The following is a 22,279-nucleotide window of genomic DNA, read 5'->3' as shown; positions in this document are numbered from 1 at the left end:
ACTACCTTTTCAACCTCTTTCCTAATTTTATCATTTGTTCACTCACTTTCTTATTCACTACTTTAGCATAATGTTCTTGAGTAATGGTAATTTTAGAATGTCCTAAAAGTTCACTCACAATCTCCATAGGTACATCATTATATAGTAAAACTGTTGTTGCAAAGGTTTTTCTTGCTATATGATGAGTAAGATTCTTCTGAATTCCAACAATTTCAGCAATTTCTTTTAAATAAGAGTTGAATTTCTGATTACTTAATACAGGTAATATTTTATCTATACTTCCTATTTTCTGATATTTCTCTATTATGTTAGCACTTTTAGATAGAAGAGGTATAGAGATTTCTTTTTTAGTTTTCTCTCTCATCATCTTAATCCAATAGTTCCCATCAAACCCCTTAATAATATGTTTTGTTTCAAGATTAGCCATTTCCTGAAATGCTAAACCTGTGTAACAACAGAAAACAAACATATCAGCCACTTGCTGTAATCTGGATTGAGAAAATTGATATTTTTCAAGTGATTCAAGTTCATCAGTAGTAAGGTAAACAACTTCTTTCTTTATCAATTTAACTCTATAAAGAATAAAGGGGTCTTTATCAATTATTCCTTCTGAAATAGCTATTTTAACCATTCTTCTGAATCTCTGTATGGTTTTGTTAACAGTTGCAAGAGCTAAATTCTTTTCAGATTTCAAATAAAATTCATAATCCTGAATAAACTTCAAATTCATATCCTTGAATTGATAATCATTCTTCTGGTACTGGTATTTTAAATAGTCTTTCAATAATTGTTTAGCTTGTTTAAATTTCCAAAAAGTACCAATAGTAAAGTCTTTACCAACCAGCTTTTCTAACTTTTCATTATGCTCATTAAAAACTTGAAGTACAGTTCTATTCTTTTTGGGAGTTTCACCCTTGTATTGTAGAAAAATATCTTCTACATCAAAAGTCTCTTCATTAACCTGTAGAAATAAAAAAGCCTGATTAATTTCATTCTTAATCAGACCTAATTGTGTATTAATAAAACTGTTTTCTTCATTGGGTGGTTTAGCCTTCTGCTGTTTACTATTCCAATTATTAGGATTTATGAATAACCCTAAAGAAAACTCTTTTCTATCTTGTTGAAATGTAATCCTACATCTTATAGGACACTTTCCCTGTTGATTAACTTTTACTTTTTGCAATAGAAAAAGTATTGATAATTTATTATTATTATTCATTGATTTATAGTTTAGAATATGGTACACCAAAATAGAAAAATAGTACACCTAATTGAATGCCTTTTAGACATTCAAATTAATTTTAAAATTGATAAAATTTAGAGTATGTAAAAATTCAAAAGTATAGTAAAACTATTGAAAAACAGCCTTAATAAAGCAAAAAAAGCACCCACATTTCTGTAAGTGCTTGATTTAAAAAGTGGTCCCACCTGGGCTCGAACCAGGGACCACCTGATTATGAGTCAGGTGCTCTAACCAACTGAGCTATAGGACCTCAAAACTTGGTTAAATTTTGTGTTTGCAAAAATAGTAAAATTTCTTTCACCACAAAATTTTTTATGGCTTTTCTTGGCAAAGTTCTACCAGTACTCCATTGGTGGATTTAGGGTGAAGGAATACAACTAATTTGTTATCAGCACCTTCTTTCGGTTCTTCAGAGATAAATTGAAAACCTTCTTTTTTTAATCTTTTTACTTCTTCGAGGATATTCTCTACACCAAATGCCAGATGATGGATGCCTTCGCCCTTTTTTTCTATAAATTTTGAGATAGGACTTTCAGGATTACTGGCTTCCAATAATTCTATTTTACTCTCCCCTGTTTCATAAAAAGAGGTTACCACACCTTCCCTTTCCACCGTTTCTTTTTTGTAAGAGTCTTTTCCTAATAATTTAGCAAACAACTCATCAGAGACTCCTAAAGATTTTACCGCAATACCAATATGTTCTAATTTCATAAATACAAATACCTATAATTAATCGTAAATTTGATACTGTAGCAGAATTTCAAAGTATCAATTCAAACAAAAGTAGTAAATTTGCATAAATTATGGAAAGTAACAGACAAAGAAAAGTAGCACAGATCATTCAGGAAGATTTCGCAGAACTTTTCCGCAAACAGGCTGCTGAAAGCAAACAAAGTATATTGGTATCCGTTTCAGATGTAAAGGTAACGGCAGATCTGGGTATTGCTAAAATTTATTTAAGCATTTTCCCTCAGGAGTTTCGTACCGCTGTAATGAAGGAAATTGAAGAGAACAAACCTCAATACAGAAATTTCATTGGCCAGAAAATGGCAAAACAGGTACGTATCATACCACAGCTTAACTTTTACCTGGATACAGCTCTTGATGATGTTGAAAGACTGGAGAGAGAATTAAGAGGCGAAGGCGACAATCCTGTTTTATAAGATCTTGAAGAATATTGCATTTTATATAGCATCCAGATACCTTTTGGCTAAAAAAGGCAGCACCGCCGTTACGTTTATCACGTGGCTGGCCGTGGGGGCTATGACGGTAGCTGTAGCTGCAATGTTCGTTATTATCTCCGTTTTTTCAGGGTTGGAAGACCTGAATAAAGATCTTATTTCTAACCTACACGCAGATCTGACTATTAAAAGTGCTTCAGGAAAAACCATTAAAAACCTGGATAAAGTCAATGCTGCATTAAAAAACAATAAAGAAATCAGCAGCTTCTCCCGTGTTATTGAAGAAAAAGTATATATCAACTTCAACGGGAAAGGCGATATTGCCTACTTAAGAGGAGTAGATTCTGCCTATATTCAGGTTAATCCTATCAACAAAGATGTTATTTACGGAACTTATCCTAGCTTCAGGTATTCCAATGAAGTAATCATGGAAAATAGCCTGGACAACAGGTTATCAATCCCTGTAGATTCTTCCAGCCATTATGCCACTGTTTTCATGCCGAAACCAGGTACAGGTATCATCAGCAAGGAGGAAGATATCTTCAATAAAAGAGACATCCTTGTAACCGGAGTTTTCCCAGGAAAAGATCAGCTGGACAATTATATTATCTCCCCTATTGAGCTTACTGAAGAAGTGCTTAATCTCCCTAAGAAATCCGCGTATCAGATTGTTATTAAATTAAAAAATCCCGATAACGCTGATGCCGTAAAACAAAGCCTTCTTACTACCCTTGGGAAAAATATACAAATCAAGACAAAAGAAGAGGAAAATGCAGCATTCTGGAAAATGATCAATACCGAGAAGCTGTTTATTTACCTGATTTTTGCACTTGTCATCTTTATTACAACATTTAACCTCGCTGGAGCTATCATCATTCTTCAGCTCGACAAAAAAGAACAGGCTAAATCCCTTATTTCATTTGGATTTCCTTTAAGCCATTTAAGGATGACTTATTTTTATACCGGAATCCTTATTGTAATCTCAGGAGTAATTACCGGCTTGATTCTGGGAACTGCACTTTGCTATTTCCAATTGTATACGGAATTTTTCAGGGCCAATGAAATCCTGCCGTTTCCTGTAAAAATCGTAGGAAAAAATTACCTTATCGTGGCTTTTACCGCAGCCTTGTTTGGCATCACCATATCATGGTTCTTTTCAAAGATCAGCAAAGATTATATTACTAAAAATTAATACATTCCGTTTTCGTTTTTTTGTAAATTTACCCCCCAATTTAAAAAAAAATGAAACAAAAACTACTTCCTTTTTTATTAATTTTCACTTGCATTTGTGCATGGGCACAGGTACCTGCAGGCTATTATTCCGCAGCAAACGGCTTAACAGGCCCTGCCCTGAAAACTGCCCTGAAAAACATCATCCAGCAAGGCCATCAGGATAAAGGCTACAATGGTCTATGGACAGCCTATGCTACCACAGACCGTGATTTCTTTTATGACAATGATGGTAAAATCCTGGATATTTATTCCGAAAACCCGGCAGGTCCGGATCCTTATTCATTTAACTTAGGAACCAGTCAGTGCGGGACTTATAGTTCGGAAGGTGACTGTTACAACAGAGAGCATATTGTACCACAGAGCCTTTTCAATGAGGCAAGTCCTATGGTGGCCGATGTTCACTTTATCCGCGCCACAGACGGAAAGGTAAACGGAATGAGATCCAATTATCCTTTTGGAAAAGTAGCAACGGCTAGCTTTACCTCCCAGAATCAATCCAAACTAGGAAACTCTGCATCTCCGGGATATTCGGGGATTGTATTTGAACCGATTGATGAGTTTAAAGGGGACGTGGCAAGGATGATCTTTTATTTTGTTACCAGATATGAAGCAGAGCTTCCTACATTCTCTACCGGAAATATGTTGGGTGGATCTGCCTTTCCCGGATTACAGATATGGGAATTAAATCAGCTGTTGGAGTGGAACGCAATGGACCCTGTATCACCTGCAGAAATCGCAAGAAATGATGCATCTTATATCTATCAGGGAAACAGAAACCCTTTCATTGATGATGCCTCTTATGCGAATTTAATATGGTCCAATCTGCCAGTTGATACTACACCACCTACTGCTCCCACCAACGTTACAGCAAGCAACCCTGCATCAAACTCTATGACGGTAAGCTGGACTGCTGCTACAGATAATGTTGGCGTCACCTCTTATCAGGTATATGCCAATGGTGTTCTGAAATCTACGGTATCAGGAGCAACAACATCTACTTCAGTTACAGGGCTTTCCCCTCTTACTTCATACTCATTTTATGTAATTGCCAGAGACGCATCCGGAAACGCTTCTCCGCAAAGTAATATCGCTACAGGAACTACTCTTGACGGACCTGCCGGAAACTGTGGAACAGAAGATTTCAACAGCATTACAGGAAACGATAACAGCTATGCTACAAGAACATGGACCAACAACAATATTGATTGGATTTCCACCAATACCAAAATAGATGAGAAAATTAATAACTCAAGGGCTATCACCATCAGAAACGGAGAACTTACCAGCTCTGTCATTTCAGGTGGAATTCAGACTTTAACACTAACCACTCAACGAAGGTTTTCAGGATCCAATGGAAATCTGAATGTTTTGGTGAACGGAAATATAGTAGGAACCATCCCTTATTCCGAAACGGAAACCACTACCACCATCAATGTGAATATCAGTGGAAATGTCGTTATTAAAATTGTAAATCCAAGTTCCAACAGACCGACTATGGATGATTTAAGCTGGACGTGTTTCAGTTCTTCTTTAGCAACATCCGACATTAAAAAAGAACAATCAGTACTTACTATCTATCCGAACCCGGTAAAAAACAATGAATTATTTATAAAAGGCGAAAATCTTACTAAAATTTCAAAAGCTGAAATATATGACCTTTCAGGAAGATTAATGGAGACCCTTGCAAATCCTTTCAAAAATTCAAACAAAATTAATCTTAAAGGGTTGGCGAAAGGAACTTATCTTCTAAAAACAGAGAATGGATCTACAAAATTTATTGTAGAATAATTGTTAAAAAATATTTTAAATGAAAGGCCGGATTTTTCCGGTCTTTTTTTTATTTTTGATCACATGGATTCCAATAAAAAATTAGGGTTGATAGGAAGAAATATCTCCTATTCTTTTTCTAAAAAATTTTTCGAAAATAAGTTCCAGAAACTTATGTTAAAAGGCTTTTCTTACGATATTTTTGATTTAAACGACATCAATGAAGTGGAGAATCTTTTTTCATCCCCTGAACTGTTAGGATTCAATGTTACGATTCCTTATAAAGAAAAAATTATAGATTACCTTGATGAACTTAGTGATGAGGCTGAAAAAATAGGCGCTGTCAATTGTGTGCTGGTTCGTAACGGAAAGAAAACAGGATACAATACGGATGCCTTCGGTTTTGAAAAAACATTGCTTCTTCACAAAAAACCTTCCCAGGACAAAGCCCTGATTTTAGGAAATGGCGGAGCTGCAAAAGCCGTAAAATATGTTTTGGATAAATATAACATCCCTTCAAAAACCATTTCCAGGAATACGGAAATTAATTTTGAAACCCTGGATAAGAAAACGGTTCAGCAATACAAAATTATTATACAGTGCACCCCGGTAGGCACCTTCCCTAATGTCGAAGATTGCCTGAATTTTCCTTTTGACGGACTTTCCTCTGAGCATCTGGTCATTGATTTGATATATAACCCCAATTATACACAATTTATCATCAATGCTTCAGAAAAAGGAGCCAAAACAGTAAACGGCTACTACATGCTTGAGCAGCAAGCAGAAAAAGCATGGGAAATTTGGAATTTTCAAAAAAAATAACATAAATTAGTACTTTAATTGGCTTTACAGCTATATTTGGAGGATATTAACGCCACATCACATAAAAGATTTGCTATGATTACAGAAAACAATCTTTCTGAAAACGAAGAAAAGAATCCTAACGAAGTATCTCAAGAAACATCAGAAAACACATCATCTCCTGATGTAAATCAGCATGAAGATGATACAGAACATGAAGAGCATGATGATGTAGAAATTTCTTTAGCAGATGCTTTAAAAGAAATGGAAAAAATCATTAACACTCCCAATGCCGGTGAGAATTTTAAAAGGTTCAACCAGCTGAAGGAGAAAGCAAGTCATTACATCCATGATGAAGTGGAAGATAAAAAGCATGAATACGTAGAAGCCGGAAACGCTCCTGAAAATTTCAGCTATGAACATCCTTCCCAGGCCAAACTTTCTGCTTTGATTAATATTTTCAGGGAAAAACATGACAATTTCCAGAAAGGACAGGAAGAAGAACAGAAAAAAAACCTTGAGCACCGTCAAAATATTATCGAAAGACTTAAAAATCTATATACCAGCTCTGAACCGGGTGTTAACCTTTTCAAATCTATCCGCGAGATCAAGGAAGAATGGTCCAAAGCCGGACAGGTTGCAAAATCTGAATTCAAAATTCTCAACAATAATTACTTCCATCATTTGAATCAGTTTTACCAAATGCTGGATCTGAATAAAGAATTCCTGGAGCAGGAATACAGCCACAACCTGGAGAAAAGGCAGCACATTATTGCCCGTGCTAGGGAACTGGAAAACGAACCGGTGATTCAAAAAGCACTCAACGAGCTTCAGTATCTTCATAAACTATGGAAAGAAGAAGCGGAACCCGTTGCTGAAGAATTCCGTGAAAAAACATGGGAAGAGTTCAAAGAAATTTCCAATAAAATCCACGAGAGAAAATCTGAGCTTTCTGCTGCCATTGAGCAGGAACAAGCAGTAAACCTGGAGAAGAAAAATCAGATCATTGCTGAGATCAAAAAGCTTTCCGAACCTTCAGAAACACCCAATCATAGTTACTGGCAGAACGCCATCAGAAGAGTTGAGGATCTGCGTTCCGAATTCTTAAAAACAGGAAGCGTTCCCAGAAAACTGTCCAATCAAAACTGGAATGAGTTCAAAACAACGCTCAGAGGCTTTAATACAATAAAAAACAATTATTATAAATCATTAAAAGGCTCTCAGCAGACCAATCTGGAAGAGAAATTAAAGCTCATTCAGACAGCAAAAGACAACATGAACAATGAAGAATGGGACATTGCTGTTCCGTTATTCAAAAAGCTTCAGGAAGACTGGAAAAAAATAGGACATGTTCCTAAGAGCATGACCAATAAAATCTGGGATGAGTTCCGTGATGCATGCAATGCCTTTTTCAACAATTACAGGGAAAAAAGCAATACCTCCACCGACAACTGGAAGGAAAACTATAAAAATAAGAAAGCTCTTCTTGATGAACTTAAAGAAGTTTCCAACGAAGAAGGAAGTATTGAGAAAATTGAAGCCATCAAAACGGCATGGAATAATATCGGTAAAGTTCCAAGAGATAAAATCTCAATCAATTCCGAGTTCAATAAGACACTAAGAGAAAAGCTGAAAATCAATAAGATCAATGAACTTGAATTAAAAGAAGAAGGCTTATCTGAAAACCAGCTTACCGATAAAGCAAGGAAAATCAAAAACCAGATTGCTGATCTTGAAGCCGAAATTGTGAAATTGGAAAACAACCTTTCGTTCTTCAACAAATCTTCAAGAGAAAATCCTCTGTTGAAAGATACCTATAATACGATTGACGAAAAGAAAGCCCATTTGGAAACATTAAAGCAGAATCTCCACAATATTATTGCCGGAGAATAAATCTCAAAAAAATAAATAAAGGCGGAGCAAAGCAATTTGTCTTCGCTTTTTCTTTTTACAGATATGAATAACGACGAATTATATATCAAAAGATGTATCGGGCTCGCCCGGAAAGCTTTAGGCAGGACTTATCCCAATCCGCTGGTAGGAAGCGTGATTGTTCACAACGGAAAAATCATTGGAGAAGGTTATCATCACAAAGCCGGAGAAAATCACGCCGAAATCAATGCCATTAATTCCGTTGAAAATAAAGATCTTATCCCAGAATCAACTATTTACGTTTCACTGGAACCTTGTGCACATTATGGCAAAACTCCGCCTTGTGCATTAAAAATTAAAGAACTGGGCTTCAAAAAGGTGGTTATAGGTGCAATGGATTCTCATGATAAAGTAAACGGAAAAGGCAAAAAAATTATTCAGGATGCCGGTATTGAAGTTATTTCAGGAATTCTTGAACAAGAATGCATTGAACTGAATAAAAGGTTTTTCACTTATCATGAGCAGAAAAGACCTTATATTATTTTAAAATGGGCAGAATCCGGCGATGGCTATCTGGATAAAGATTTTAAGCCCACTTCCATTTCAAATACATTGGTCAATCAATGGGTTCATCAATTAAGAGCAGATGAACATGCTATTTTAGTAGGAACACAGACTGCATTAAATGATAATCCCAGCTTAACCGTTCGAAATGTGGAAGGAGAAAACCCAGTCAGGATTTTGATCGACTTTGATTTAAAAGTTCCCGAAAATTTCAATATTTACAATAAGGAAGCGAAAACACTGGTTTTAAATTCTACAAAAGAAGAAAGTAAAGACAACATCCGGTTCATAAAAATCAGAAAAGAAAATTTTCTGCCTGATTTGATGAATGCCCTGTACAAAGAGCAGATACAGTCTGTCATCATCGAAGGCGGGCGTTTCACTCTGCAACAATTTATTGATGCGGGTCTATGGGATGAAGCTATAGTCATTAAAAATGAAAACCTGAGGCTGAAAAACGGAACCAAAGCTCCTCAGTTCAATCACACGGCCAATAAAATAGAAAACTACAGAGACAATTCTGTTTCCTTTTATACTTCAAAATGATAAATTACTGATTTTGAATTAAATAAATTTTTCATATATTAGACCAACCAAAAAAAATATAATCATGAGAAACTTAAAAAAGGTATCCAGAAATGGACTAAAAAACATTAAAGGAGGAGGATTTGTGGCATGCACCTTACCTAACGGAGAGCCCACAATATGTATGGATTTTTGCCCAACTGATTTTTGCGGACCTACCAGCTACAGGTGTCGTCTTCCATTAGATTTTTGTGAAGGAAACAAGTGATTTTAAATCATAGAACTATATAAGCCGTCAAATTTTTGGCGGTTTATTTCTTTTTAATAAAGCATTTAATATTTTTGCAGATACAAAGCCGGACTCCAGATGACGTTTGAATTCAAAACCATAGAAAAACCCATAGAAAATACACTCTTAAAAGAAAAAGGAAGCAAGTTTATCGGATTTGCCTTTCCCGTAAATAATGAAAAAGAACTGAAACATGCTTTGGATAAGGTAAGGGAAGAGCATCCTAAAGCTACCCACCATTGCTATGCTTTCAGAATGGGTTTACAGGGAGAAAATTACAGAGCCAATGACGACGGAGAACCTTCCGGCAGTGCAGGTTTACCCATCTACAACCAATTACTGGCTAACGAGATCACAAATGTTCTTGTCATTTCAGTACGTTATTACGGTGGCACCAAACTGGGGGTGTCCGGTTTGGTAAAAGCGTATAAGGAATCTGCAAAAATCACCCTGGAAGAAGCCAATATCATTGTTAAAGAACTGGAAACTGAAATTGAAATACAATTCAATTTTAATCAGCAGAATATCATATTTACCCTACTTTCAAAATTTGATGCCAGGGTTCTGAATTTTGATGCGAATGAAAACTGTATCCTTACCGCTTCATTAAAACTGGCACAAAAAGAAAACATCTCGGAAAAGCTATCCGAGATGCAATATGTTTCATTTGAATTTAAAGATTAATCCCTTCTTCCACCGAGAAGTAAAGACCCCCAGTAAAGAAGCTGAGCCAAGGATCCTAAAGCAGCTACCACATAAGTTCGTGCTGCCCATTTTAAACTATCCTGCACGCCTACAAATTCCTCCTGAGTTACAGTTCCGGTATCCTTAAGCCATTTCATCGCCCTGTTGCTCGCATCATATTCCACCGGAAGCGTTACAAAAGCGAAAAGCGTTGTCACGGCAAACATTGCTACCCCTATCGCCAGTACCGTTGTATTTCCATTAGGATTTTCAATACTTCTTGATGCTGCCATTATCGCAATACCAGCTATAAGGACAAACTGCATCAGATTAGAACTTATATTAACGATAGGAACCAGTTTTGAACGTAAATTGAGCATCGAATACCCTACTGCATGCTGCACAGCATGGCCACATTCATGGGCTGCCACTGCCGCTGCGGCTGCATTTCTCTGCATGTAGACACCTTCTGAAAGGTTTACTGTTTTATCTGCCGGATTATAGTGGTCCGTCAACTGCCCCGGAACTGATATTACCTGAACATCATTGATCCCGTTATCTCTCAACATTTTTTCCGCTACTTCTTTTCCCGAAAGGCCGTTTCGGAGATGTACATTGGAATAATATTCAAATTTAGATTTCAATCTCGATGAAACCCACCAGCTCACCAACATTGAAACCCCAATAATGATATAATAGACCGTCATTTTATATAGATTTTGTGTTTAATTTTTATCCATAATGATATAAAAACTGTGCCAAAGTATAAGATTTTATTATTTATATTTGTCCTTAAATTTACCCCCTTAAATCATGTCTCAGATTTCAATTACTGAAGTAAAAACAGCCAGTCAACTCAAGCAATTCGTAAGGTTTCCAATGGATATGTACAAAGATAATCCCTATTATGTACCTTCCTTTATCAATGACGAAATCAACATCTGGAATGCGAATGAGAATCCTGCCCTTCAATATTCTGAAGCCAGGCAATATCTGGCCTATAAAAATGACAGGATTGTAGGAAGAATTGCTGTTCTTATTAACCATAAAGAAGAGAAGGAATTAGGCATTAAAAAAGTGCGTTTCGGATGGCTTGATTTCATTGATGATGAAGAAGTTTCCAAAGCCTTACTGCAAAAAGCTGTTGATTATGCCAGGGAGAAAAACATTGATAAAATTGAAGGCCCTATGGGCTTCACCAATCTGGATAAAGCAGGAATGCTCATCAAAGGTTTCGACCAGCTGGCTACCATGATCGGGATTTACAACCATGAATATTATCCTAAACATCTTGAAAAACTTGGACTGACAAAAGAAAAAGAATGGGTGGAATTTGAAATTAAATTTCCGGATTCACTGCCTGATAAGATCCATAAATTCAACGCGTTAATTTTAGAAAAATATAAACTGAAGGTTTTAAGATTTAAAACAAAAGAAGAAATTCTACAATATGTGGATGCCATGTTTGATCTTTTGGATGAAACCTACAAGCATCTTTCCACCTATACTCCTATTTCCGATGAACAGCGTAAAACGTATAAAGAAAAGTATTTCAAACTGATTGACAAAGATTTTATCGTTTGTATCGTTGATGAACATAACAACCTTATTTCGTTCGCTATTACGATGCCGTCTTATTCCAGAGCTTTACAAAAGTCCGGAGGAAAACTTCTCCCTTTCGGATGGTGGCATTTTTTAAAAGCCGGAAGGAAAAATGACAGGGCTAATTTTTATTTGATAGGAATACATCCTGATTACCAGAGACGGGGAGTAACTTCCATTATTTTCAAAGAAATTTTTGATGTTTTTAAGAAAAAAGGAGTAAAATTCCTGGAAACCAATCCTGAATTAGAAGAAAATAAGAGCATCCAATTACTATGGCAGGATTATAATCCCGTCAACCACAAAAGAAGAAGAACTTACTCCATTTCATCCAAAGAATGGTAACTCTAAAAATCTGACTATCATGGTAAATCTGATAAGCAGCCATTTATCTGATTCCATCAATACTTATCTTTATAGCTTTGGCCATTTTAATCAGAAAAGATGGTCATTATTCGGTTATTTTAATGCTTATCTCATCTTTTGCCAAATTATCAACGGATCTGGTAGAGTTTATGGCCGTTGCTGCCACACTCATTTCTTTAAAAACAGGCTTTATTATTCCCCTTTCAAAAGCGTTGCAGACAACCGGAATTGTTTCCATGTATACCTTTGAGATCAGCTTTTTAATTTTTATGCTACGCTATAGAAAGAATGGAAAAAAGCAGTGAATTCATCACGCATATCCCAGACAGAATTCTAAGACTGGAAAAACTTACAATTATAAATTTCATACCTTTGAAAATATGAAACCACAACTCATTATCTTCGCCATTTTAATTGCAGGATTTATTGCTTACAATTTATTTTTCCAGTCCCAGGATGATAAGACGAATACAGCGGTGAACATTGTTTATGCCAGTGTTCTTTTTGGATACATCTCTTTCATGGCCTATTCTCTCCTCAAGAAAATGAAGAAATAAGTCTTATTTTTATTGATTCTAAATTATCGGTTTTCCCTATTTTCATCCTACTTTTAAGCTGATAAATTTCATGCTTTATTGTTTATTCGTTAAATTTGCAAATTGAGATAATAATGCAAAAATGAATTTACCTGAAAGTTATATTCCAATCCTTATCCAGGCTGGTGTAGCAGTAGGATTTGTAGCAGTTTCCTTGCTTGGAGCGCATTTCTTAGGTCCACAGCAGAAAAAGGGGAACTCTGTAAAAAACCAAAGCTGGGAATGTGGGGTTCCTGTAGAAGGAAATGCGAGAACACCGTTTTCTATCAAGTACTTCCTGACTGCGGTATTGTTCGTACTATTCGATATTGAAATCGTATTCTTTTATCCTTATGCGGTAAACTTCAGAGAATTCGGAATGGAAGGATTCCTGGCGGTACTTACCTTTGTTGCAATTTTCTTCATGGCGTTTTTCTATGTCTGGAAACGCGGTGCGTTAGATTGGGATAAATAAAAGTAATTGTGAATTTTGAATGATGGATTTTGAATCAATAATCCAGCATTGATAATTCAAAATCTAAAATCAAAGAAAATGTCAGATAAAAAACCAGTAATAAGAACAGATGCACCTGCTCCCGAAGGATATGAAGGAGAAGGTTTTTTCGCAACAAAACTGAGCAGTGTAATCGGTATGGCAAGAAAGTTTTCGCTTTGGCCATTGCCATTTGCAACCTCTTGTTGTGGTATCGAGTTTATGGCTACCCTGAACCCAACATATGATGCTTCAAGATTTGGTATGGAAAGAAACTCTTTTTCACCAAGACAAGCGGATATGCTGATGGTTTGCGGAACTATATCAAAGAAATTAGGACCGGTCCTAAAAGAAGTGTACACTCAGATGGCTGAGCCAAAATGGGTGGTAGCAGTAGGAGCATGTGCTTCCAGCGGCGGTATTTTTGATACCTATTCCGTACTTCAGGGAATTGATAAAATTATTCCGGTAGATGTTTATGTTCCGGGATGCCCGCCAAGACCTGAACAGATCATTGAAGGAGTAATGCAGGTACAGGCTCTTGCAGAAAGCGAAAGCATCAGAAGAAGAGATATGCCTGAATATCAGAAATTATTAGATTCTTATAACATAAGCAACTAAACGGAAATGACAAACGAATTTGTATTAGAAGCAATCACAAGAGAATTTCCGGAATCTGTTATTTCAAGCTCAGAACCTTATGGAATGCTGACGATCGAAGTGAAGAAAGAAGACATCAAGAAAATCATCCATTATCTTAAAGATTCAACGTTGGGAATCAACTTTCTTACGGATATATGCGGAATACATTATCCTGAATTCCCGGATAAAGAAATAGGCGTTATTTATCATCTGCATAATATGATGACCAATTTCAGATTGCGTCTGAAAATCTTTATGTCCAGGGAAAATATTGAAGTGGATTCTCTTACGGATCTGTATGCCGGAGCCAACTGGATGGAAAGGGAAACGTATGATTTTTATGGGATTAAATTTAAAGGACATCCGGATCTAAGACCTATTTTGAATATGGAAGATCTCGGATACCACCCTATGTTGAAGGAATATCGCCTTGAAGATGGTACAAGAACCGACAAGGATGATAGCATGTTCGGAAGATAAAAAAGCGAATGGCCAATGGCAGCTAGCCAATAGCCAGAAGCAAATAGCTAAAAGCAATCATTATGAAAGATAACTCATTATCTAATATATTAAACCAGTACGAAAGTAAGGAACAGATTGACGGACAATTATATACCCTCAATTTAGGACCTACCCACCCTGCCACTCACGGGATTTTCCAGAATATCTTAACGATGGACGGGGAAAGAATCCTGCATGCTGAGCAGACTGTAGGATACATCCACAGAGCATTTGAGAAAATTTCTGAAAGAAGAAATTATGCCCAGATCACTACCCTTACTGACCGTATGAACTATTGTTCTGCACCAATCAACAATTTAGGTTGGCACATGACAGTAGAGAAACTGATTGGTGTTGAAGTTCCAAAACGTGTGGACTATATGCGTGTTATCCTGATGGAGCTGGCAAGAATCGGGGATCACCTGATTTGTAACGGGGTAACCGGAATGGACTCGGGAGCAATTACAGGTCTTACCTATATGTTCATCGAAAGAGAACGTATTTATGATATGTATGAGCAGATCTGCGGTGCGAGGATGACTACCAATATGGGAAGAATCGGAGGATTTGAAAGAGATTTCACTCCTAAATTCCATGAGCTGATCAAAGACTTCTTAAAGACTTTCCCACCAAGATTTAAAGAATTCTGTACCCTATTGGAAAGAAATAGAATTTTCATGGACAGAACCATTGGTACAGGAGCAATTTCTGCCGAAAGAGCATTAAGCTACGGTTTTACAGGTCCCAATTTACGTGCAGCAGGAGTAGATTATGATGTGAGAGTTGCACAGCCTTATTCTTCATACCAGGACTTCGACTTCATTATTCCGGTAGGAACGTCCGGAGATACTTACGACCGTTTCATGGTACGTCAACAAGAAGTCTGGGAATCAATTAAAATCATTAAACAAGCATACGAAAACCTTCCTGAAGGACCATTCCACGCGGATGTTCCTGATTTCTATCTTCCTGAAAAGGCAGATGTATACCAAAAAATGGAAGCATTGATCTACCATTTCAAAATTGTAATGGGAGAAACGGATGTACCGAAAGGAGAAGTATACCATGCTGTAGAAGGAGGTAACGGGGAACTAGGTTTTTATCTTGTAAGCGACGGAGGAAGAAGCCCATACAGGCTTCACTTCAGAAGACCATGTTTTATCTACTACCAGGCATATCCTGAAATGATTACAGGTTCTGTAATTTCGGATGCCATTGTAACGATGTGTAGTATGAACATTATTGCGGGAGAATTAGACGCATAAAAATAAGATGTCAGACATCTGATTTCAGATGTTAGACACTTAGCTTTACATATAAATTTAAAATCTGATGTCTGAAATCTGACATCTGAAATCTTAGATAAAAAATGAGCGAAACAATAGCTTTTAAACCGGAAAGTTTAGCACAGGTACACAAAATTATCGCAAGATATCCTGAAGGAAGACAGAAGTCTGCCCTTATTCCTGTACTTCACCTGGCACAGAAAGAATTCGGGGGATGGTTAGATGTTCCTGTGATGGATTATGTTGCCGGACTATTAAGTATCAAACCGATTGAGGTATACGAAGTAGCTACTTTCTATACGATGTTCAATATGAAGCCGGTAGGTAAATATGTTTTGGAAGTTTGCAGAACAGGGCCTTGTATGGTATCCGGCAGCGAAAAAATTCTTAACCATATCAGAACGAAACTGAACATTAAGGACGGAGAAACTACTGAAGACGGAATGTTTACACTAAAGCCTGCAGAATGTCTTGGAGCTTGCGGATATGCACCCATGATGCAGCTTGGAAAGTTCTTTCATGAAAATTTAACGATAGAAAAAGTAGACGAAATCCTTGAGCTTTGCAGACAGGGACAAGTTGCTTTGGACTAATAAAGATTTTGGATCCTTAATTTTGAATTTTGGATTTAAACTCGGTTAATTTTTTTAATAATTATAAAAAGCTAGAAGCCAAAAGCCAATAGCTAAAAGCATAATAAACAATGAGTAAAAAACTTTTACTTAAAGACGCACATATAGAAGGCATCCGTTACTTTGAAACCTACCGTAGACAAGGAGGTTACACAGCTGCTGAAAAAGCCTTGAAAATGACTCCTGACGAAATTCTTGAAGAAGTAAAAGCTTCAGGATTAAGAGGTCGTGGTGGAGCCGGATTCCCGACAGGAATGAAATGGAGCTTTCTGGCAAAACCTGAAGGGGTTCCAAGACACCTTGTGGTAAATGCGGATGAATCTGAGCCAGGAACGTTTAAAGACAGGTATCTGATGGAATTCCTTCCTCACCTGCTGATTGAAGGAATGCTCATTTCATCCTACTGCTTAGGTTCCAATACTTCCTATATCTACATCCGTGGAGAATACTCATGGATTCCGGATATCCTGGAAGAGGCTATTGAAGAGGCAAAAGCGGCAGGTTTTTTAGGTAAAAATATTTTAGGAACCGGTTTCGATCTTGAAATCTATGTACAGAGAGGTGCCGGAGCATACATCTGCGGTGAAGAAACCGCTTTGCTTGAGTCTCTTGAAGGAAAAAGAGGAAATCCAAGGTTAAAACCGCCATTCCCGGCTGTAAAAGGGCTTTGGGAAAGACCAACAGTGGTAAACAATGTTGAATCTATTGCAGCCATTGTTCCGATCATTGATATTACAGGTGCTGAGTATGCTAAAATCGGTGTAGGAAGATCTACAGGAACAAAATTGATTTCTGCTTGTGGAAATATCAACAAACCTGGGGTTTACGAAATCGACATGACCATTACGGTAGAAGAATTCATCTACTCTGATGAATATTGTGGTGGCATTAAAGACGGAAAAAGATTAAAGGCTTGTATTCCCGGAGGAAGTTCTGTTCCGATTGTTCCAGCCAATTTATTGTTGAGAACCGTAAATGGAGAGCCTAGATATATGAACTACGAATCATTGGCAGACGGTGGTTTTGCTACCGGAACTATGATGGGTTCAGGAGGTTTCATCGTTTTGGATGAAGACCAGTGTATTGTAGAACACACCATGACTTTAGCAAGATTCTATAACCACGAAAGTTGTGGGCAATGTACCCCTTGCCGTGAAGGTACGGGATGGATGTATAAAATTTTAAAGAAAATAGAAAACGGACAAGGAAAAATGGAAGACATCGATTTACTTTGGGATATCCAGAGAAAAATCGAAGGAAACACGATTTGTCCATTGGGTGATGCAGCAGCTTGGCCGGTTGCAGCAGCAATCCGTCACTTCAGAGATGAATTTGAGTGGCACGTGAAAAACCCAGAACTGTGTCTGACACAAAATTATGGATTAGCACATTATGCAGATCCTATTCCGGCTGTTGAAAAGAACGCATAGGTGAAAAAATGAAAAAATTATTGGTTGTCGGCTTAATGATGTCGAATTTTGTCTTTGGGCAAAAAGAGAAGGATTCTTTAAAATTAGAAAATAATGCAGAGATTTTTAAAGCACCTGCTTATACAAAACCAGAACCTTTGAGCAAAAAAGGTCAGATGTTCGTATTCTTTGGATGGAACAGGGCTGCTTACAGCAATTCTGATATCCATTTTAAGGGAAACGGCTATGATTTTCAGCTGAATAATGTAACGGCTCACGACAGACCTACCAAATTTGGTATTGTTTATATCAATCCGGGATGGTTTACAGTGGTTCAGTACAATTTCAGAGCGGGTTATTTTATCAAAGATAATCTGGCACTTGTTCTGGGAATTGATCATATGAAATATGTAATGGACCAGAACCAGACGGTCAACTTCAAAGGGCATATTTCAGATCCTGAATATCAGAAAATGGCACAAAATGGCCAGGTGAACCTGGCAGATGAGAAGTTCCTTACTTTTGAACATACGGACGGACTTAATTATGAGAACCTGGGTCTTGAAAGATATCAGAGTCTTATCAACAAAAAGAATGTTGATTTAGTATGGTCTTACGGAGCCGGAGTCGGATTTATGTTTCCAAAAAGTAATGTAAAGCTTTTTGGAAATGAAAGAAGTGACCGTTTTCATGTGGCAGGTCTTGGAACTGACATACGCGCCAGCCTTAACCTGGTTCTCTGGAATCATGTGATGGTAAGATTAGAAGGGAAAGCCGGTTATATCAATATGTGGGATATTAAAACTACATTGAACAATAAACCGGATAAGGCTCAGCAGGATTTTGTTTTCGGACAGGTTCTTGCCGGAATTGGATATACATTTAATACGAAAAAATATAAATAACAAAGCCTATTGCTTAATGCATAAAGCTTAAAGCATACAATATGAGCGAAGAAGTTAAAAAATTCAAAATAACGATAGACGGACAGACTACTGAAGTTATGCCTGGTACTTCTATATTGGAAGCGGCGAGACAAATCGGTGGAAAATCTGTACCTCCTGCAATGTGCTACTACAGTAAATTGGAAACCAGTGGCGGGAGATGTAGAACTTGTCTTGTGGAAGTTTCCAAAGGATCAGAAGCAGATCCGCGTCCTATGCCGAAATTGGTGGCAAGCTGCCGAACCAATGTAATGGACGGTATGGAAGTAAAAAACCTTACTTCTGAGAAAGCTCAGGAAGGAAGAAAAGCTGTTACAGAGTTCTTACTGGTAAATCACCCGCTGGATTGCCCTATCTGTGACCAGGCAGGAGAATGTCATCTTCAGGATTTAGGATATGAGCATGGTGTGGAAAACACAAGAACAGAATTCGAAAGAAATACTTACGATGCTGATGATCTCGGGCCACACATCAAACTGAATATGAACCGTTGTATTCTTTGTGCGAGATGTGTATTAGCAGCCAATCAACTGACAGGTGAAAGAGAACACGGCATCCTTTTCAGAGGAGATCATGCTGAAATTTCTACCTATTTAAATAAGGCTTTGGATAATGACTTCATCGGAAATGTTATAGACGTTTGTCCTGTAGGAGCATTAACAGACAGAACAGCCCGTTTTGCCAGCAGAGTATGGTTTACAAAACCAATGAACGCATCTTGCAAATGTGATAAATGCTCAGGAAAAACGGTAGTCTGGATGAAAGGTGACGAAATTGTAAGGGTTACTGCAAGAAAAGACCAATGGGGTGAAGTGGAAGAATTCATCTGTGATACATGCCGTTTTGAAAGAAAAGCATTATCAGACTGGAATATTGAAGGTCCGAGACATATCGACAGACACTCTGTAATTTCATTGAATCACTACGAAAAACCAAAAGATGAGCTAAGAGTTTTAGACAATCCGATGGCTAAAGAAATCAGTGAAAAAGACGAAAAATAATTTTAATAAAGACAATTAGATTTCAGACACAAGAATCAGACTTAACCTCATATCTAGTATCTGACATCTCACATCTAAAAATCTTTACAACAAAAAATGGATTTACTTACATTTAAACTTATACTTGTACTAGCACTTTTCCTGCTGTCGTTGACGATTGCGGCCTACTCTACATGGGCAGAAAGAAAAGTGGCCTCTATCATGCAGGATAGAATCGGTCCGAACAGAGCAGGACCTTTCGGATTACTGCAACCTCTTGCTGATGGTGGAAAATTCTTCTTCAAGGAAGACTTTACGCCTGCCAATGCTGAAAAATTCCTTTTCGTATTGGGACCGGCTTTAGTAATGTTTATTTCATTGATCACAGGAGCAGTTATTCCCTGGGGTAAAAGTTTAAATATTGCAGGTACTTCTTTTGATCTTCAAGTGGCGAACATTGACGTTGGTGTACTTTTCATCATCGGAATGGCTTCTATCGGAGTATACGGAATTATGATCGGAGGTTGGGCTTCGAACAACAAATATTCATTATTAGGTGCTATCCGTGCTTCTTCTCAGATGATTTCCTATGAACTGGCAATGGGATTGGCCCTTCTTTCTATCATTATGATGTCCGGAAGTTTAGATTTAAAAGTAATTACTGAAAACCAGACGCATGGGAAACTATGGGGAATCATTCCTTGGGTTTCCGGAATGAACTGGAATATTTTCTACCAACCGGTTGCTTTCCTTGTATTCTTTGTAGCAGCGTTAGCTGAAACGAACAGACACCCGTTCGATTTACCTGAATGTGAATCTGAATTGGTAACAGGATACTCTACAGAATACTCTTCCATGAAGTTAGGGTTGTATATGTTCGGGGAATATGTGAACATGTTTATCTCTAATGCTTTCATGGTAGTTCTTTTCTTCGGAGGTTATAATTATCCTGGTATTGAATGGGTAACTCAGAACTGGGGGGAAAATACTGCAGGGATTTTGAGTATTGTAGCATTTTTGGCGAAAACAGTAATCGGAATTTTGATCTTCATGTGGATCAGATGGACACTTCCAAGGTTCAGATATGACCAGTTAATGCACTTAGGATGGAAAACTTTAATCCCGATGGCATTGGTAAACCTATTGATTACAGGAGCTGTAATTTTAGCGTTTGGAAATTAAATTCTAAACCTTATAGGTTTTAAAAACCTATAAGGTTTGATTAAAAATATTAAAAATTAAGATAACAGACAAGATTAGTCTAAAATCTGGTGTCTAACATCTAATATCTATAATTAAATGAAACTTACAAACAGATCAAAAGTTGTTTCCAACAAAGAAATGACCCTTGCTGAAAAAATCTACCTTCCTGCAATCTTTACAGGAATGGGGATTACATTTAAGCATGCTGTAAGAACCGTGATAAAGGGTGCTCCCGCAGTATATTCGTATCCGGAAGTACAGAAGCCAAGAACAACTATCTGGAGAGGCCAGCACGTTTTGAAAAGAGACGAGGAAGGCAGGGAAAGATGTACAGCCTGCGGACTTTGTGCGGTAGCTTGTCCTGCAGAAGCCATTACGATGACTGCTGCTGAAAGAACCAAAGAGGAAAAACATCTTTACAGAGAAGAAAAATATGCTTCAGTATATGAAATCAATATGCTGAGATGTATCTTCTGCGGTATGTGTGAAGAGGCTTGTCCTAAATCTGCCATCTATCTTACCGACAGATTGGTAGACGTGGAAACCAACAGAGGTTCTTTCATTTACGGAAAAGATAAATTAGTTGAAAAAATAAATGAAAGGATTGATATCACAACAAGACAATCCGAGAAACAAAAAAATGCGGTAAAATAATGGATCAGTTTTTATTTTTCTTGGTGGCGTTTTTAGCAGTGGCAAGTGCAGTTTATTTTGTATTTGCTAGAAATCCTTTATATGCTATTTTGTCATTAATTGTTACGATGTTTTCAATTGCAGGAATGTACATTCTTTTGAATGCCCAGTTCCTGGCAATCATCCAGATTATAGTATACGCAGGTGCCATCATGGTACTCTTCCTTTACATCTTAATGATGCTTAACCTTAATAAAGCAGACGAAAGTAAGAAGAACAATACTTTAAAATTTGTCGGAGTTTTTACGGCAGGTCTTCTTTTAGTAGGAGTATTAGGGGTTTTCAGAGGAATAAGAGAAAACCACATTGTAGTTGAAAATGTAGACAGAGGTGTGGGTCTTACAAAAAATCTGGGTAGACTTTTGTTTAATGAATATGTTTTACCGTTTGAGCTTGCTTCCATCCTTATTTTAGCAGGTATTGTAGGCGCGGTATTAATCGGTAAAAAAGATTTATAAAATTATGGGAGAAGTAAATACATTTATACAAAGCATCCCTTTAGACTACTTCATCATCCTTTGTTCAGTATTGTTCAGTTTGGGAGTGATGGGTGTATTGCTTAGGAAAAATGCTATTGTGATTCTGGGCTGTGTAGAGCTTATGCTGAATTCTGTAAACCTTTTATTGGCAGCTTTTTCAGCATATAAAGGCAACGGCGACGGACAACTTTTAGTTTTCTTCATTATGGTGGTAGCTGCTGCTGAAGTAGCGGTAGGGCTGGCAATTATTGCTATGCTGTACAGAAATACCCGTTCCGTAGATGTGAGTATATTTAATAAATTAAGAGGATAAGA

The 22,279-nt window shown here is 37.2% G+C and carries 26 protein-coding genes and 1 tRNA gene; 22 read left to right on the top strand and 5 right to left on the bottom strand.

What is annotated here, in order from left to right:
- Position 1: 1 nt before the first annotated feature.
- The 3 genes from OK18_RS11560 to mce form a co-directional block, all read right to left on the bottom strand.
- A complete protein-coding gene (locus OK18_RS11560) occupies positions 2-1,219 on the bottom strand; it encodes a site-specific integrase (RefSeq protein WP_053328079.1) in 1,218 nt (405 codons plus the stop codon).
- A gap of 200 nt (positions 1,220-1,419) precedes the next feature.
- Positions 1,420-1,493 (bottom strand) — tRNA-Ile (locus tag OK18_RS11555).
- 62 nt (positions 1,494-1,555) lie between these two features.
- Positions 1,556-1,954: a methylmalonyl-CoA epimerase gene (gene mce / locus OK18_RS11550; RefSeq protein ID WP_050019512.1), complete on the bottom strand. Its 399-nt coding sequence runs from the start codon at positions 1,952-1,954 to the stop codon at positions 1,556-1,558.
- A 92-nt stretch (positions 1,955-2,046) separates the two neighbouring features.
- On the opposite strand from mce, the gene rbfA reads away from it, so the two are divergent.
- The 8 genes from rbfA to OK18_RS11515 all read left to right on the top strand — a co-directional run bounded on the left by rbfA (position 2,047) and on the right by OK18_RS11515 (position 10,159).
- The gene (gene rbfA, locus OK18_RS11545; protein ID WP_002983518.1) at positions 2,047-2,406 is read left to right on the top strand and encodes a 30S ribosome-binding factor RbfA; all 360 of its coding nucleotides are present in this window, start codon (positions 2,047-2,049) and stop codon (positions 2,404-2,406) included.
- Between the two features lie 4 nt (positions 2,407-2,410).
- On the top strand, positions 2,411-3,616 hold the full coding sequence (locus OK18_RS11540; protein ID WP_050019511.1) for an ABC transporter permease: 1,206 nt from the start codon (positions 2,411-2,413) through the stop codon (positions 3,614-3,616).
- 50 nt (positions 3,617-3,666) lie between these two features.
- Positions 3,667-5,445, top strand: coding sequence for an endonuclease (locus OK18_RS11535; RefSeq protein ID WP_053328078.1), 1,779 nt, complete (start codon positions 3,667-3,669; stop codon positions 5,443-5,445).
- Between the two features lie 63 nt (positions 5,446-5,508).
- On the top strand, positions 5,509-6,246 hold the full coding sequence (locus tag OK18_RS11530; RefSeq protein WP_053329355.1) for a shikimate dehydrogenase family protein: 738 nt from the start codon (positions 5,509-5,511) through the stop codon (positions 6,244-6,246).
- A gap of 75 nt (positions 6,247-6,321) precedes the next feature.
- Positions 6,322-8,118, top strand: a complete 1,797-nt coding sequence (locus OK18_RS11525; RefSeq protein ID WP_053328077.1) for a DUF349 domain-containing protein — start codon at positions 6,322-6,324, stop codon at positions 8,116-8,118.
- Between the two features lie 63 nt (positions 8,119-8,181).
- Positions 8,182-9,207, top strand: a complete 1,026-nt coding sequence (gene ribD, locus OK18_RS11520; protein WP_050019510.1) for a bifunctional diaminohydroxyphosphoribosylaminopyrimidine deaminase/5-amino-6-(5-phosphoribosylamino)uracil reductase RibD — start codon at positions 8,182-8,184, stop codon at positions 9,205-9,207.
- 64 nt (positions 9,208-9,271) lie between these two features.
- Positions 9,272-9,454, top strand: coding sequence for a bacteriocin-like protein (locus tag OK18_RS21205; RefSeq protein WP_156173271.1), 183 nt, complete (start codon positions 9,272-9,274; stop codon positions 9,452-9,454).
- 99 nt (positions 9,455-9,553) lie between these two features.
- Positions 9,554-10,159, top strand: coding sequence for an IMPACT family protein (locus tag OK18_RS11515; protein WP_053328076.1), 606 nt, complete (start codon positions 9,554-9,556; stop codon positions 10,157-10,159).
- Here OK18_RS11515 and OK18_RS11510 read toward each other — a convergent pair.
- Positions 10,156-10,866: a zinc metallopeptidase gene (locus tag OK18_RS11510; protein ID WP_050019507.1), complete on the bottom strand. Its 711-nt coding sequence runs from the start codon at positions 10,864-10,866 to the stop codon at positions 10,156-10,158. The two genes, OK18_RS11515 and OK18_RS11510, sit on opposite strands and share 4 nt — an antisense overlap.
- Before the next feature lie 106 nt (positions 10,867-10,972).
- On the opposite strand from OK18_RS11510, the gene OK18_RS11505 reads away from it, so the two are divergent.
- A complete protein-coding gene (locus OK18_RS11505; protein ID WP_053328075.1) occupies positions 10,973-12,106 on the top strand; it encodes a GNAT family N-acetyltransferase in 1,134 nt (377 codons plus the stop codon).
- Between the two features lie 106 nt (positions 12,107-12,212).
- Here OK18_RS11505 and OK18_RS21200 read toward each other — a convergent pair whose 3' ends face one another.
- The gene (locus OK18_RS21200; protein ID WP_156173270.1) at positions 12,213-12,365 is read right to left on the bottom strand and encodes a hypothetical protein; all 153 of its coding nucleotides are present in this window, start codon (positions 12,363-12,365) and stop codon (positions 12,213-12,215) included.
- 142 nt (positions 12,366-12,507) lie between these two features.
- Between OK18_RS21200 and OK18_RS21465 the strand changes: the two genes are divergently transcribed.
- The 13 genes from OK18_RS21465 (at position 12,508) to nuoK (ending at position 22,277) form a co-directional block, all read left to right on the top strand.
- On the top strand, positions 12,508-12,684 hold the full coding sequence (locus OK18_RS21465) for a hypothetical protein (protein ID WP_167336362.1): 177 nt from the start codon (positions 12,508-12,510) through the stop codon (positions 12,682-12,684).
- A 121-nt stretch (positions 12,685-12,805) separates the two neighbouring features.
- Entirely contained in the window at positions 12,806-13,177 is a 372-nt protein-coding gene (locus OK18_RS11495; protein ID WP_002983537.1) for an NADH-quinone oxidoreductase subunit A, read from the top strand.
- 78 nt (positions 13,178-13,255) lie between these two features.
- A complete protein-coding gene (locus OK18_RS11490) occupies positions 13,256-13,816 on the top strand; it encodes an NADH-quinone oxidoreductase subunit B (RefSeq protein WP_002983540.1) in 561 nt (186 codons plus the stop codon).
- Positions 13,817-13,822: 6 nt separating this feature from the next.
- Positions 13,823-14,317, top strand: a complete 495-nt coding sequence (locus OK18_RS11485; protein ID WP_050019503.1) for an NADH-quinone oxidoreductase subunit C — start codon at positions 13,823-13,825, stop codon at positions 14,315-14,317.
- Between the two features lie 62 nt (positions 14,318-14,379).
- Positions 14,380-15,603: an NADH dehydrogenase (quinone) subunit D gene (gene nuoD, locus OK18_RS11480; RefSeq protein WP_053328073.1), complete on the top strand. Its 1,224-nt coding sequence runs from the start codon at positions 14,380-14,382 to the stop codon at positions 15,601-15,603.
- Positions 15,604-15,707: 104 nt separating this feature from the next.
- Entirely contained in the window at positions 15,708-16,217 is a 510-nt protein-coding gene (locus tag OK18_RS11475) for an NADH-quinone oxidoreductase subunit NuoE family protein (protein WP_050019502.1), read from the top strand.
- 110 nt (positions 16,218-16,327) lie between these two features.
- Positions 16,328-17,686, top strand: coding sequence for an NADH-quinone oxidoreductase subunit NuoF (nuoF, locus tag OK18_RS11470; protein WP_053328072.1), 1,359 nt, complete (start codon positions 16,328-16,330; stop codon positions 17,684-17,686).
- 8 nt (positions 17,687-17,694) lie between these two features.
- Positions 17,695-18,570 carry a hypothetical protein gene (locus OK18_RS11465; protein ID WP_156173269.1) on the top strand — a complete coding sequence of 292 codons (876 nt, stop codon included), beginning with the start codon at positions 17,695-17,697 and terminating at the stop codon, positions 18,568-18,570.
- A 41-nt stretch (positions 18,571-18,611) separates the two neighbouring features.
- Positions 18,612-19,610: a 2Fe-2S iron-sulfur cluster-binding protein gene (locus OK18_RS11460; protein WP_050019500.1), complete on the top strand. Its 999-nt coding sequence runs from the start codon at positions 18,612-18,614 to the stop codon at positions 19,608-19,610.
- A gap of 96 nt (positions 19,611-19,706) precedes the next feature.
- Positions 19,707-20,771, top strand: coding sequence for an NADH-quinone oxidoreductase subunit NuoH (gene nuoH / locus OK18_RS11455; protein WP_053328071.1), 1,065 nt, complete (start codon positions 19,707-19,709; stop codon positions 20,769-20,771).
- 117 nt (positions 20,772-20,888) lie between these two features.
- The gene (locus tag OK18_RS11450; RefSeq protein WP_002983553.1) at positions 20,889-21,446 is read left to right on the top strand and encodes a NuoI/complex I 23 kDa subunit family protein; all 558 of its coding nucleotides are present in this window, start codon (positions 20,889-20,891) and stop codon (positions 21,444-21,446) included.
- Positions 21,446-21,943, top strand: coding sequence for an NADH-quinone oxidoreductase subunit J family protein (locus OK18_RS11445; RefSeq protein ID WP_050019498.1), 498 nt, complete (start codon positions 21,446-21,448; stop codon positions 21,941-21,943). The genes OK18_RS11450 and OK18_RS11445 overlap by 1 nt, the downstream gene beginning before the upstream one ends.
- A 4-nt stretch (positions 21,944-21,947) precedes the next feature.
- Positions 21,948-22,277, top strand: a complete 330-nt coding sequence (gene nuoK, locus OK18_RS11440) for an NADH-quinone oxidoreductase subunit NuoK (protein WP_050019497.1) — start codon at positions 21,948-21,950, stop codon at positions 22,275-22,277.
- Positions 22,278-22,279: the final 2 nt, after the last annotated feature.

The organism is Chryseobacterium gallinarum (genome assembly GCF_001021975.1).
GTDB lineage: Bacteria > Bacteroidota > Bacteroidia > Flavobacteriales > Weeksellaceae > Chryseobacterium > Chryseobacterium gallinarum.
Note: the sequence above shows the minus strand (reverse complement) of the source record. Positions and strands in the feature narration are given on the sequence as shown.